At 69.7% G+C, this 12,006-nt stretch carries 14 protein-coding genes; 7 read left to right on the top strand and 7 right to left on the bottom strand.

Annotated features, from left to right (window positions below):
- Window positions 1-203: 203 nt before the first annotated feature.
- The 3 genes from ACZ3IC_RS32270 to ACZ3IC_RS32260 are packed head-to-tail and all read right to left on the bottom strand — an operon-like array spanning window position 204 to window position 2,576.
- Entirely contained in the window at window positions 204-329 is a 126-nt protein-coding gene (locus ACZ3IC_RS32270; RefSeq protein WP_467422035.1) for a hypothetical protein, read from the bottom strand.
- Between the two features lie 4 nt (window positions 330-333).
- On the bottom strand, window positions 334-1,605 hold the full coding sequence (locus ACZ3IC_RS32265) for a DUF3152 domain-containing protein (RefSeq protein ID WP_467422034.1): 1,272 nt from the start codon (window positions 1,603-1,605) through the stop codon (window positions 334-336).
- 8 nt (window positions 1,606-1,613) lie between these two features.
- Entirely contained in the window at window positions 1,614-2,576 is a 963-nt protein-coding gene (locus ACZ3IC_RS32260) for an alpha/beta fold hydrolase (protein ID WP_467422033.1), read from the bottom strand.
- Window positions 2,577-2,685: 109 nt separating this feature from the next.
- On the opposite strand from ACZ3IC_RS32260, the gene ACZ3IC_RS32255 reads away from it, so the two are divergent.
- The 4 genes from ACZ3IC_RS32255 (at window position 2,686) to ACZ3IC_RS32240 (ending at window position 4,574) form a co-directional block, all read left to right on the top strand.
- A complete protein-coding gene (locus ACZ3IC_RS32255) occupies window positions 2,686-2,901 on the top strand; it encodes a hypothetical protein (protein WP_467422031.1) in 216 nt (71 codons plus the stop codon).
- A 168-nt stretch (window positions 2,902-3,069) separates the two neighbouring features.
- Window positions 3,070-3,711, top strand: coding sequence for a TetR/AcrR family transcriptional regulator (locus ACZ3IC_RS32250; RefSeq protein ID WP_030915445.1), 642 nt, complete (start codon window positions 3,070-3,072; stop codon window positions 3,709-3,711).
- Window positions 3,712-3,853: 142 nt separating this feature from the next.
- Window positions 3,854-4,081, top strand: a complete 228-nt coding sequence (locus ACZ3IC_RS32245; RefSeq protein WP_467422028.1) for a DUF3107 domain-containing protein — start codon at window positions 3,854-3,856, stop codon at window positions 4,079-4,081.
- 223 nt (window positions 4,082-4,304) lie between these two features.
- Window positions 4,305-4,574: a hypothetical protein gene (locus tag ACZ3IC_RS32240; protein WP_467422027.1), complete on the top strand. Its 270-nt coding sequence runs from the start codon at window positions 4,305-4,307 to the stop codon at window positions 4,572-4,574.
- 57 nt (window positions 4,575-4,631) lie between these two features.
- Here ACZ3IC_RS32240 and ACZ3IC_RS32235 read toward each other — a convergent pair whose 3' ends face one another.
- The gene (locus ACZ3IC_RS32235) at window positions 4,632-5,345 is read right to left on the bottom strand and encodes a ferritin-like fold-containing protein (protein WP_467422025.1); all 714 of its coding nucleotides are present in this window, start codon (window positions 5,343-5,345) and stop codon (window positions 4,632-4,634) included.
- Between the two features lie 614 nt (window positions 5,346-5,959).
- On the opposite strand from ACZ3IC_RS32235, the gene ACZ3IC_RS32230 reads away from it, so the two are divergent.
- Window positions 5,960-7,795 (top strand): DEAD/DEAH box helicase, encoded by a 1,836-nt coding sequence (locus tag ACZ3IC_RS32230; RefSeq protein ID WP_467422023.1) that lies wholly within the window; start codon window positions 5,960-5,962, stop codon window positions 7,793-7,795.
- Window positions 7,796-7,999: 204 nt separating this feature from the next.
- Entirely contained in the window at window positions 8,000-8,848 is an 849-nt protein-coding gene (locus ACZ3IC_RS32225) for an alpha/beta fold hydrolase (protein WP_467422021.1), read from the top strand.
- A gap of 27 nt (window positions 8,849-8,875) precedes the next feature.
- Here ACZ3IC_RS32225 and ACZ3IC_RS32220 read toward each other — a convergent pair whose 3' ends face one another.
- Window positions 8,876-9,763 carry an NYN domain-containing protein gene (locus ACZ3IC_RS32220; protein ID WP_467422019.1) on the bottom strand — a complete coding sequence of 296 codons (888 nt, stop codon included), beginning with the start codon at window positions 9,761-9,763 and terminating at the stop codon, window positions 8,876-8,878.
- Between the two features lie 221 nt (window positions 9,764-9,984).
- Between ACZ3IC_RS32220 and ACZ3IC_RS32215 the strand changes: the two genes are divergently transcribed.
- The gene (locus ACZ3IC_RS32215) at window positions 9,985-10,137 is read left to right on the top strand and encodes a hypothetical protein (protein WP_467422018.1); all 153 of its coding nucleotides are present in this window, start codon (window positions 9,985-9,987) and stop codon (window positions 10,135-10,137) included.
- Window positions 10,138-10,217: 80 nt separating this feature from the next.
- Here ACZ3IC_RS32215 and ACZ3IC_RS32210 read toward each other — a convergent pair whose 3' ends face one another.
- Together ACZ3IC_RS32210 and ACZ3IC_RS32205 are read right to left on the bottom strand one after the other, a co-directional pair.
- On the bottom strand, window positions 10,218-10,823 hold the full coding sequence (locus ACZ3IC_RS32210; RefSeq protein WP_467422017.1) for a MarC family protein: 606 nt from the start codon (window positions 10,821-10,823) through the stop codon (window positions 10,218-10,220).
- Between the two features lie 213 nt (window positions 10,824-11,036).
- The gene (locus tag ACZ3IC_RS32205; RefSeq protein WP_467422015.1) at window positions 11,037-11,888 is read right to left on the bottom strand and encodes a PHP domain-containing protein; all 852 of its coding nucleotides are present in this window, start codon (window positions 11,886-11,888) and stop codon (window positions 11,037-11,039) included.
- Window positions 11,889-12,006: the final 118 nt, after the last annotated feature.

Genomic DNA, 12,006 nt, shown 5'->3' with positions numbered 1-12,006 from the left:
GACCTCGCCCCACGACAACACCCCCTCGCGCCGGGGGGGGGGCCGGGGTTGGCACGGGGGGCACACCGGGGGACCCCCTTCTGGGTATTGGGGGGTGGTGCGACGGACGGTTGTCCGTCGCACCACCGAAAGGGGTGAACCGTCGTAACTTTCTCGCCCCGATAGCGTTCCGTCGCGCTATGGGAACAATTGATTACGCAGGGTCAGGCCGCGGCCAAGTCCTTGCGGGCTGCGCGCCGCACCGGCGCGAGCGCCGGATCGAGCGCGGGGGCGGCCGCCAGTAGCCGCTTGGCGTACGGGCCCTGGCGGCCTCCGTACATCTGGTTCATCGATTCAACTGCCCGGATACACCCAGGCGTTGGGGCGGCACTTGATCCCGTCGATGTTCAGGGACTTGGTCTGCTGCTGCATCACCGGGGCGGGGGCTCCCGGCGTACGACAACTCACGTGATCGTGACCCAGCCGGTGACCGACCTCATGGTTGATCAGCATCTGGCGGTAGGCGAAGAGTTCGTCGGGGCCGAACGTCGACGACCCCTGCGCCCAGCGGTAGGCGTTGATCATCACGCGCTCGGTCGCCGCGGAGTCGCACGAGACGTTGTCCTCGGTCGTGTCCAGGCCGGATTTCCGGCACCAGTCCCCGGTGGTCCCGGGACTGGCCAGGGTGATCACGAAATCGGGGTCGCCGGAGGAGATCCGCTCGAACGTCATGGCGCCGTCGTGCGCCCAGCTGCGGTCGTCGTTGAGCGTTTCCTGGACGGCCCGGGCGAAGAGCGCGGCGTCGAGCCCGAGACCCTCCTCGACGTCGACCCGGTAGCGGTACTTGTGTCCCCCGCCCGGGGCCTTCGCCGTTCCCGGAACCGTCTCGAACTTCCCGGACCCGTGGAGTTCCGGGGCGAGCGGATAGGCCTTGGACATCTTCTCCGCGTACGAAAGGGGCTTGGCCTGCCCCGCCTTCGGGGTCGGCCGGCCGTCCGAGCGGGACGCGCCGTCGGTGCCGTCCCGCTCGACGCCCGCGGACTGCGCGGCGCTGGTCCCGCCGCCTTCGTCGTGGGGGACCTGCCCGGCCACCACGACCGCGAGCACGGTGGTCACCGCGGCGGCCGCGATGCCGGTGAAGGTGCGGCCCCTGGAGCCCTTGTCGGCCTTGGTGGGTGTCGGTGCGTCGGCGTCGCCGCGGGACGGCTGCTCGTCACACTCACCGACCGAGCCGTACGGATCGGCCGACGGGACGGGTGGAGTGGAAGGCCCCCGGGGTGCGAGGGGAGCCGGTGCCGCGTCGAACGCCTCGACGAACTCGCGTCGCGGCCCCGGCATCAGCGGCTTGGTGCCGACCGACTGCTTGCGCCGGGGCACTGCCTGCTGCGGCCCGGTCCCCCAGCCGCCGCCGGGTTCACGCTGTTCGGGATGGCCACCGCGGACATGGCCGGCCTGCTGGAGCGGGGTGTGCCCGGTCGACGCACCGACCGGTGCGTCGACCGGCCTCCTGCGCCGCCCGCTGCCGGGCTCCGGACTGATGCTCCCGCGATCGCCGCCCTCGTTCGCGATGGCGGTCTCGATATCGGGCCCTGTGCGTTCGGGGCTTTTCCGACTATGTCGTCCCACGCCCCGGATCAGCTCCCGCCGCGTTCGTCGAGCAGTTCCCGGAACGCCTGGGCGACCGCTTCCGGGTACTCCATCATCGCCACATGTCCCGCGTCGGGCAGTGTCAGCAGCCGCGAATCACGGAAGGCCGCGGACGCCCTGCGTGCCATCCGGTACGAGACGAGCTGGTCCCGTCCGCCGTACACGAGCTGGGTCGGTGCGAGCACCCGCTCGGCCTGGCGCCACAGCCCGTGCTGCCCGCCCAGCGTGTACGCGTCGACGATGCCACGTGCCGAGCGCGCCATCGCGTCCCAGAAGTGCGGGAGCTCCAGCCGACGCTCCATTTCGATCACCGCTTCGCGGAAGCCCGACTCCGAGACGCGCGCCGGATCGCCGTAACAGAGTGCCAGGACGCCGCGCGTGCGCTCTTCCGCGGTCCAGTCCCTGGTCCTCCGGGCCAACAGGGTTGCGACGCCAGGAACGGCGAGCAGTGCGGTCGGTACGGCGGGCCACTGCACCCGGATCTCGGGGAGCGCGGGCGAGATAAGGGTGAGGGTGCGCACCAGGTCGGGGCGGACCGCGGCAACCCGGGTGGCCACGGCGCCGCCGAGCGAATTACCGAACAGATGGACCGGCCCGCGCTCCTGCGCGTCGAGGAACCGGATCACGGCGCGGGCATGCCCGGTGACCGAGTAATTGCCGTCGTCCGGCGGCGGTGAATCACCAAAACCGGGCAGGTCGACCGCCTCGCCGTCGACCAGGTCGTGAAGCAGCGGCATCAGCGCAGACCAGTTCTGCGAGGAGCCGCCGAGCCCGTGCACATAGAGCGCGGGCGCCAGCCCGGTCCGCTCCGGCGTCCGGGATCGTACGGTCAGCCTCAGTCCGGGCAGCGCGACGGAGCGCAGCTCCTCCCCCTCAGCGACCCTGACGGGGCTCACCGTGGGGGCCGCCGCGGCGGCGGCGCGGACTCCCGGCAGCTCGGTCGAAGACATGCGGCAATGTTACGAGACGATCACACCGCGGTTCATGTGTTCGCGGTCACAGACCGCATAGCGGCTTGAAGGGGTAGCTCCTAGGCTCGAAGCGAGGAAGGGAGTCACCATGACGGTCGACCCCAGCGACCCGGAGACCTTCGAGGACATCCAGCCGGACGAACCGGACCAGGAGACGCCCCGCGCGGACGCCGCCGAGCAGCGGACCGATCTCCAGCAGCGACGCGACGAGCCGCTCACGGATATCGACCGGGACAGCGCCAACGAGGCGGATGCGGCGGAGCAGGCCCGCGTTGTCACACAGGATGAGGACGATTACCGCTAGTACGCCCCGCTTTGGCCCATCGGTCGACGAATCAGTGGCTACCGCAGCCGTCCGGTCCATGAAATTCTGCGTCCGCGCCGCGCGCACCCGGGTTACTCAAAAGTACGATGGCTGTACGGCGCAGCGTGCACGGAAAGGCTGTGTCCGATCACAAATTTGGGAGGCGGCGTGACAGCCATCGAGCAGACCGAGGCGGCGCGCCCGCGAGGCACTCGACTGCCTCGCCGCGCCCGACGCAACCAGCTGCTGGGCGCCGCGCAGGAAGTATTCGTGGCGCAGGGATACCACTCCGCCGCGATGGACGACATCGCCGAACGCGCCGGGGTCAGCAAGCCGGTTCTCTATCAGCACTTCCCGGGCAAGCTGGAGCTCTATCTGGCCCTGCTCGACCAGCACTGCGAGTCGCTGCTCCAGGCCGTCCGTACGGCGCTGGCGTCGACGACCGACAACAAGCTGCGCGTCGCCGCGACGATGGACGCGTACTTCGCGTACGTCGAGGACGAGGGCGGCGCCTTCCGTCTGGTCTTCGAGTCGGACCTGACCAACGAACCCGCGGTGCGCGAGCGCGTCGACCGGGTCTCACTCCAGTGCGCGGAAGCCATCTCCGACGTCATCGCCGGTGACACGGGACTGTCCAAGGACGAGTCCATGCTGCTCGCGGTCGGTCTGGGCGGCGTCTCCCAGGTGGTCGCCCGCTACTGGCTCTCCAGCCAGTCCGCCATTCCACGCGACACGGCGGTGCAGCTGCTCACCTCGCTGGCCTGGCGCGGCATCGCGGGCTTCCCGCTGCACGGCATCGATCAGCACTGACGGAGGCGGCCGGGAGCGCCCGGCGCCCGTGTTCGCTGCGGGCGTTGCCCACCGACCACTGGCGAATCCCCTCAGCGGGCTAATGTGTGCTGCGTACGGCGCGGTTCACCGCGCAGGGACTGACCGTCGGAGGGACATAGCCGTGGAGGTCAAGATCGGGGTGCAGCACGCGCCTCGGGAGATCGTTCTGGAGAGCGGGCTTTCCGCCGAAGAGGTCGAGAGCACGGTCGCCGAGGCTCTCACCGGTAAGGCGCAGCTGCTCAGCCTCACGGACGAGAAGGGCCGCAAGGTCCTGGTGCCGGCCGAACGGATCGCGTATGTGGAGATCGGCGAGCCCAGCACGCGCCGCGTGGGGTTCGGCGCGCTGTAGGCAGCACGCTCGACGCAGTGGTCGTGGCAGCGGCCCGGTGGGAATCCCCCCACCGGGCCGCTTTCCGTTTCGGTCGCGTTCCGGTCCGCGCTTTTGTCCGCGTCTTCCGGCGGCCGGGCGATTCCTGCACGAACCCGGTGCAAGGAGGGTTGCGTTCCGCGACCCTCGGGTAGTACCGCTAACGACCGATTAACCCGCCCCGCAACTCGCGAGGTGATCACCTGTGATCTTGGAACCTCTCGGCTCCGTCGTACTCGGACTCGCCCTCGCCTGGGTGGCGCTCCGCTCGCTGCCGCACCGGCTCCCGTCCCGCCGTGCCGTCTTCACCACCGGCGCTCTGGGAGCCCTGTTCGGCGCGTTCCTCATGCACTCGGTGCTGGGCCCGGGCCACGTCCTGGCCACGCTGATCGGCTCGATGCTGATCGGGGCCGTGACGCTCTCCCTGCTGATTCGCCCCCGAAACCACCGTCTGAGCCGATCAGCAGCGGCCTGAAGCAGTCCCGGCTGCCCGTGGGAACGGGCAGCCCCGGACAGGCCCCCGGTGAACCGGCTACGCGGCCAGCCCCAGCGCAGCCATCCGCTTGGTGTGCGCCTCTGTGATCCGCGAGAACATCCGACCGACCTCCGCCAGGTCGAACCCGTCCGCCACACCCCCGACGAGCATCGTCGACAGCGCGTCGCGGTCGGCCACCACCCGCTGCGCCTGCGAGAGCGCCTCGCCCATCAGTCGACGCGCCCACAGCGCGAGCCGCCCGCCGACGCGCGGGTCGGCCTCGATCGCGGCACGCACCTTCTCGACGGCGAAGTTGCCGTGCCCCGTGTCGTCGAGCACGGCAAGGACGAGGGAGCGGGTGTCCGAGTCGAGCCGGGCGGCGACCTCGCGGTAGAAATCACTGGCGATCGAGTCGCCGACGTACGCCTTGACCAGGCCCTCCAGCCAGTCCGAGGGCGCGGTCTGGCGGTGGAAGTCGTCGAGCGCCTTGGCGAACGGTTCCATCGCGCCCGTCGGCTCCACCTCGATCGCGGTCAGCCGTTCCGTCAGCCGCTCGAAGTGATGGAATTCGGCGGAGGCCATCTTTGCCAGCTCCGCCTTGTCGGCCAGCGTCGGCGCGAGTTTGGCGTCCTCGGCGAGCCGCTCGAAGGCCGCCAGCTCCCCGTACGCGAGTGCTCCCAGCAGGTCGACAACCGCCGCCCTGTATTGCGGGTCGGCTGAGGCCTGCTCCCAGCCCTGGGCAGCGACCTGCGTGTGCTCGCTTTCGGCCACGGCAATCCTTTCTGAATCAGCTGTGATGCATCGCATACAGCTGATAGCTTCCCTACTGCGCTTCGCCGCGCCGGGCAGGGCTTGTCCGTCATGAAGCTGTCTGGCAGCCAAGTGAGAAGCCCCTCTGGGGAGGAGTCACGAAGCGCAGAATAGTCCGCGCTCAGCTTGAGGGAAGACCCTGTCCGGTATTGTCGGACAGCCCCGCTCGTGACGTACACCCAACACATGTGCGCGAATCCGGGGTACAGTGGTATTGCGTCTACTGAGTATTTTGGAAGTACCGGTGGCGCGAAATTGAATCAGGATGCCCGGTCGGTGGCCCGATCGGCTCCGACCCGACAGCCCTCCGCGCGGGTCGTACGACACGTACGACCGCAGATGAGGGGCCCCCTCAGCGGCACGAGCGCTCGAGCGACGGCAGTGGTCCCGCGCCACCCGGCCCATCCACGGCCGGATGACCAACCCCGGCACGGTACGACCCCCAGCGTTCGCCTCGGACCGCGTCTCACAGAAGAGGCAGCACCCTGACTACGTTCCGAGAACTCGGGATTCTTCCCGAGACGGCCGAGGCCCTTGAGGCCGTCGGCATTGTGTCCCCGTTCCCCATCCAGGAGATGACGCTCCCCGTCGCGCTCTCCGGCTCCGATGTCATCGGCCAGGCCAAGACCGGCACCGGCAAGACCCTCGGTTTCGGTCTGCCGCTGCTGGAGCGCGTCACCGTCCCCGCGGACGTCGAGGCGGGCCGGGCCGAGCCCGAGCAGCTGACCGAGGCGCCGCAGGCGCTGGTCGTCGTCCCCACCCGCGAGCTCTGCCAGCAGGTCACCAACGACCTGCTGACCGCCGGCAAGGTGCGTAACGTCCGCGTTCTCGCGATCTACGGCGGCCGTGCGTACGAGCCGCAGGTCGAGGCCCTGAACAAGGGCGTCGATGTGATCGTCGGCACCCCGGGCCGACTGCTCGACCTGGCCGGACAGCGCAAGCTCGACCTTTCGCGCGTCCGCGCACTCGTGCTCGACGAGGCCGACGAGATGCTCGACCTGGGCTTCCTGCCCGACGTCGAGAAGATCATCACAATGCTTCCGCCGAAGCGCCAGACGATGCTGTTCTCGGCGACCATGCCGGGCGCCGTCATCGGCCTCGCACGGCGCTACATGTCGCAGCCGACGCACATCCGCGCCACCTCGCCCGACGGTGAGGGGGCGACCGTCGCGAACATCTCGCAGCATGTCTTCCGGGCCCACTCGATGGACAAGCCGGAGATGGTCTCCCGCATCCTGCAGGCCAACGGCCGCGGACTCGCGATGATCTTCTGCCGTACGAAGCGCACGGCCGCCGACATCGCCGAACAGTTGGAGAAGCGCGGTTTCGCGTCCGGCGCGGTCCACGGCGACCTGGGCCAGGGCGCGCGCGAGCAGGCGCTGCGCGCGTTCCGCAACGGCAAGGTGGACGTGCTCGTCTGCACCGACGTGGCGGCCCGCGGTATCGATGTCGAGGGTGTGACCCACGTCATCAACTATCAGTCGCCGGAGGACGAGAAGACGTACCTCCACCGCATCGGCCGAACCGGCCGTGCCGGTGCCAAGGGCATCGCGATCACGCTGGTCGACTGGGACGACATCCCGCGCTGGCAGCTGATCAACAAGGCGCTCGACCTGAAGTTCAACGAACCGGTCGAGACGTACTCCACTTCGCCGCACCTCTTCGAGGAGCTCGACATCCCGGCCGGCACCAAGGGTGTTCTGCCGCGTGCCGAGCGGACCCGTGCGGGTCTGCGGGCCGAGGAGATCGAGGACCTCGGCGAGACGGGCGGCCGCGGCCGCAAGTCCTCCGCCGCGTCTTCGGCGCCCGCCGTGCGCGAGGAGCGTGCGCCGCGTACGCCGCGTCAGCGTCGCCGTACGCGGGGCGGTTCCGCCGTCGAGGAGACCGCCGCCACCACGGTACCGGCCCCGTCCGCCGAGGCTGCCGACGGCCCGTCGGAGCCGCGTACGCCGCGCCGCCGCCGCCGCACCCGCGCCGGCGCCCCGGACGTCGCAGTCGAGGCCGCGGTGCCCACGGTGGAGGCTCCGGTCGCCGCCGTGGCGACGGAGACCGAGGTCGAGGCCGAGCCCGCGACCAAGCCGCGTCGCCGCCGCACCCGGGCCGCCGTCGTGAAGCCGGTCGTGGAGGAGGTCGACTTCCAGATCGCCCTCGTCGCCGAGCCGGTGCCCGAGGTGAGGACGGTGACCAAGCCGCGTCGCCGCGCCCGCGTCATCAGGCCGGCCGAGGACGAGGTCGACTTCCAGATCGCGCCGATCTCCGAGCCCACCCCGGAGACCAAGCCTCGTCGCCGCACCCGTGCGGCCTCCAAGCCGAAGGCGGAGGTCGTGGTCGAGGCCCCGGCCGCCGAGGGCGAGGCGAAGCCGCGGAGGCGTCGGGCGCCGCGTGCGGCTGCCGCCAAGACCGAGGGCTGAGCGCGCGACGCCGGTTCGTCCGGGGCTCCCCGCCCCGGTCCCCGCTCCTCAGGCGATTGAGGAGCTTGAACGTGCCGGACCGGTCCGGTTCACCGGGCGGGCTTGAATGATGTGCCGGACGGGCTCGAGGACATCCTCGAGCCCGTCCGGCGTTCGAGGACATCGCTTCTGCCCGCCCGGCGTTCCAGGACATAACCTCGTCCCATGAGTCGGCCGCATACCTTCACCCCGCCCCCCTGCGCCCACGCCCGCCAGCTCCGCACCACGCGCGGGGATTTCGCCGTGCTGGACGCCTCGCCACGCACCGCGCCACACGGCACCGCCCTCCTGCTGCCCGGTTACACAGGCAGCAAGGAGGACTTCATCGCGCTCCTCGAACCGCTCTCGGCCGCCGGGTACCGGACCGTCGCCGTGGACGGTCGCGGACAGTACGAGACCGAGGGAACTGCCCATCAGGACACATACAACCAAGGCGAGTTGGCCCGCGATGTGCTCGCGCAGGCCGCCGCTCTCGGCGCCGGCGGCGAGGGCACCGTACATCTCCTCGGGCATTCGCTCGGCGGGCAGATCGCCCGCGCCGCCGTGCTGCTCGACGCGTCGCCGTTCCGTTCGCTGACGCTCATGTCGTCCGGACCCGCCGAGGTCACCGAGGCCCAGCAACTCAAGGTGAAGATGCTCGGCGACGCGCTCGCGACGCTGAGCATGGCCGAGGTCTGGGAGGCGATGCGCGCCCTCGACCCGCCCGAGGACACGGCGACCGACGGCGAGGCGCTGCGCCGGCGCTGGCTGCGCCACCAGCCCGCCCAGCTGATCGCCACCGGCCGCCAGCTGACGACCGAGCCGGACCGGGTGACCGAACTCGCCGCCGTACCGTTGCCCTTCCATGTGATCTCCGGCGAGCGCGACGACACCTGGCCGGTGCCGCTGCTCGACGAGATGGCACAGCGTCTGGGCGCGCGCCGGACCCGGATCGCGGGCGCCGAGCACTCCCCCAACACGGACCGCCCGGAGCGGACGGCGGACGCGCTCGTCTCCTTCTGGGACAGCCTGTAGGTGGCACCGGCGGAGCGCCGGCCGAGTTCAGTACTGCGCCTGCAGGTGCTGCCAGAAGCCGTCGCGCAACGCCCGCCGCAGATGCGCGTGGCCGCGCAGCGAGTGCTGCAACAGCCGTTCGGCCTCGACCAGCAGGTCCTGGTCGACCGAGCCCGGCAGGTACGGGTGTCCGGGCAACAGATCGGCGAGGGACTCGCGGCCCCGGGCGGCCAGCCAGGCCGCGGCGATCTGCGCCCCGACGAAACGGACGTCCTCGCGCGAGGGCGCGGGGGTGTCGTCCTCGTAGGTGGTGACGGGGCGTCTGGTGACGTACGGACGGCAGAAGTCCAGGTCGAAGGTGCGCTGGCTGTCGACCTCCCAGAGGAGCGGTTCGGCCTGGTTGCGCCCCTCCCCTGCCTCGATGCCCCACAGGTGCACCCGGGCCCCGTACCCCTGTGCCGCCTCGACCGCCGACACCAGGTCCTCGTCGCCGCCGACCAGTGCCGCGTCACTGATGGCGCGGTGCCGGGCGAGCGATTCGAGGTCGGTGCGGATGAGTGAGTCGACGCCCTTCTGCTGGTTGTTGGCGTTGAGGTTGCCGAGTCTGACCTTGACGTCGGGAAGTTCGGCGATGGACTGCTGCTCGACGGTGTGGATGCGCCGCCTGGCTCCGTCGTACCAGTACACGCGCAGCAGCCTGCTGTCCGCGAAGATCGTGCGGGCCTTGTCGATGAAGGCCTCGATCATCCCTTCCGCATCGAGGTCGAAGGAGCGGCGGTCCTCCGTGCCGGTGACGAGCAGCCCGGCCGCGGCGTACACATAGCCCGCGTCCACGAAGATCGCGTGGGTCGAGGGGGTCTTCGACACCTCGGCGAGCACGCGCTGGAGCAGCTTGTTGGTGCGGTCCAAGCGCTCGCGGATCTCTGCCTCGTTCATTCGGGCCTCGTCGTGGACCTCGTCGTCGGCGCATGCTCGGTGACCTGCTGGTACTTAGACATCCAAAAAATTTCCTTAGCGTAGGGAATGTTTGCAGGAGGCAAGCCGTTGTACCCCTCGTGGAGCGTGGGACATCGGTGTCGTGCGCTCTCATCCTTGCGGACGGGTCACCCGTCCTCCCAGTAGTTCTCCAGCAGGAGGATCAGACGAAGGGAAGCCTTATGCGCTTCGAGATCATGCGACTCGACGATGTCGACGGTACCGCCGTGGACAGCACCGTCGTGGACGCCGCCTCCGTCAACCGGATCGTGCAGCAGGCCGCAGCCATAGGCCAGCGCATCTATATCCGCCCGGCCGAAATTTCGGCTTCGTAACGCACAAAGACGCACAAAGACGAAGCGCCCCCGTACGGAAGAGGTCCGTGCGGGGGGCGCCGTGGTGTCCGCGGGCGCCGTCAGGAGCTCTGGATGACCTCAGTGACCCCGTTGATGATCTGCTGTACGGCAATGGCGGAGAGCATCATTCCGGCGAGCCTGGTCACCAGCACGACACCGCCGTCCTTGATGACCCGGATGATCAGCAGCGAGTAGCGCATGGCCAGCCAGAGCACAATGTGCATGGCGATGATCGCCGACCAGACCGCGATCTGGCTTCCCACACTGTCGGCGTCCTGCACCGCCAGAATCACCGACACGATCGCACCGGGCCCGGCGAGCAGCGGCATGCCCAGCGGTACGAGCGCCACATTGACGTCCTTGGTCTGCGTCGGCTCGTCGGTCTTGCCGGTCAGCAGATCGAGCGCGATCAGCAGCAGAAGCAGTCCGCCCGCGATCATCAGGGCGGGTACGGAGACATGCAGATAGTCGAGGATCTGCTGGCCGAGGACACCGAAGACGGCGATCACGCCGAAGGCGACGGCCACCGCCTGGAACGCCATTTTGCGCTGCACCTTGGCGGGGCGGCCGGAGGTGAGGGCGAGAAAAATCGGGGTGATTCCGGGGGGATCCATAATCACAAAAAGCGTGAGAAAAAGGGATCCGAAAACAGCGACGTCGAACACAGTGAGCCTTGCGAGAAGAGAGTGAGAAACGGCCTGGAGGAGCACACCCCGAAGCCATGACGGCGGCTTGGTGGCCGGGAGCGCAGAAGTGGAACGGGGAAGTGGAACGAGGAAGTGGGGGGGAGCGGCGGCACGTGTCCGGCCGCCGGCGGGCGGCGCGGGTCGGGGCTTCGCGCCCGGCCGTGACGCGTGCATCGCCTACACGGGGCAGGGTCAGCCGGTGCCGGGCACCGGGAAGGCTCCCGTGGCACGCCGGGTGATCTCGCCGTAGATCTCGGGGTCGGTGATGTACTCGCCGAGTCCGACGTTCTTGCGGCTGCCGTGGTAGTCGCTGGACCCGGTCGTCAGCAATCCCAGGTCCCTGGCGAGTCCGCGCAGCCTGGCCCTGGTCGGCTCGTCGTGGTCCATGTGATCGACCTCGATGCCGTCGAGACCGGCGGCGGCGAACCGGGCTACCGTCGACTCGGGCACCACCTCGCCACGCTTGACGGCGAGCGGATGAGCGAACACGGTGACGCCACCGGCGGCCTTGACCAGCCGGATCGCTTCGAAGGGGTCGAGTTCGTGCTTCTCGGCGTACGCGCGTCCGCCATTGGCGAGCCATTCGGGCGTGAAGGCGTCGGAGACGGTCTCGACGACGCCGAGCTCCACGAGCGCGGTGGCGATGTGGGGCCTGCCGACCGATCCGTCCCCGGCGATCCTCACGACCTGCTCCCACTCGATCGGAACGCCGAGCGCCTGGAGCTTGCCCACCATGGTCCGGGCGCGCGGCACCCGGTCGTCCCGTACCAGCTCGCGTTCGCGCGCCAGCTCGGGCTCGTCGGGGTCGAAGAGGTACGCCAGCATGTGCAGACCCACACCGTCGATCCGGCAGGACAGCTCGGCGCCGGTGACGAGGGTGAGTCCCTCCGGAAGGGCGGCGATCGCCTCGGCGTGGCCGCGCACGGTGTCGTGGTCGGTGAGGGCGACGACATCGAGGCCCGCGGCGGCGGCGCCCAGCACCAGCTCGGCGGGGGTGTCCGTACCGTCCGACGCCGTGGAGTGGGTGTGCAGGTCGATGCGCACGACGCGTACTCCAGTGCTCGGGGTTGGACAGGAGGGTGCTGAAGATCTCGGCCGGTCGGAGAGCGGCGTCCGGCGCGTGCAGCTGCAAGGCGCCGGAGCGGTCTCGTAGCGGAGCTAT

The organism is Streptomyces sp. NPDC002958, from assembly GCF_055563255.1.
This window is presented reverse-complemented; position numbering and strand designations above follow the sequence as displayed.

Excerpts from the sequence above, each read along its gene's own strand:
- ACZ3IC_RS32270 (WP_467422035.1), bottom strand. The coding sequence starts at position 329 with ATGAACCAGATGTACGGAGGCCGCCAGGGCCCGTACGCCAAGCGGCTA.
- ACZ3IC_RS32260 (WP_467422033.1), bottom strand. The coding sequence starts at position 2,576 with ATGTCTTCGACCGAGCTGCCGGGAGTCCGCGCCGCCGCCGCGGCGGCC.
- ACZ3IC_RS32255 (WP_467422031.1), top strand. The coding sequence starts at position 2,686 with ATGACGGTCGACCCCAGCGACCCGGAGACCTTCGAGGACATCCAGCCG.
- ACZ3IC_RS32230 (WP_467422023.1), top strand. The coding sequence starts at position 5,960 with ATGACGCTCCCCGTCGCGCTCTCCGGCTCCGATGTCATCGGCCAGGCC.
- ACZ3IC_RS32225 (WP_467422021.1), top strand. The coding sequence starts at position 8,000 with ATGAGTCGGCCGCATACCTTCACCCCGCCCCCCTGCGCCCACGCCCGC.
- ACZ3IC_RS32220 (WP_467422019.1), bottom strand. The coding sequence starts at position 9,763 with ATGAACGAGGCAGAGATCCGCGAGCGCTTGGACCGCACCAACAAGCTG.
- ACZ3IC_RS32215 (WP_467422018.1), top strand. The coding sequence starts at position 9,985 with ATGCGCTTCGAGATCATGCGACTCGACGATGTCGACGGTACCGCCGTG.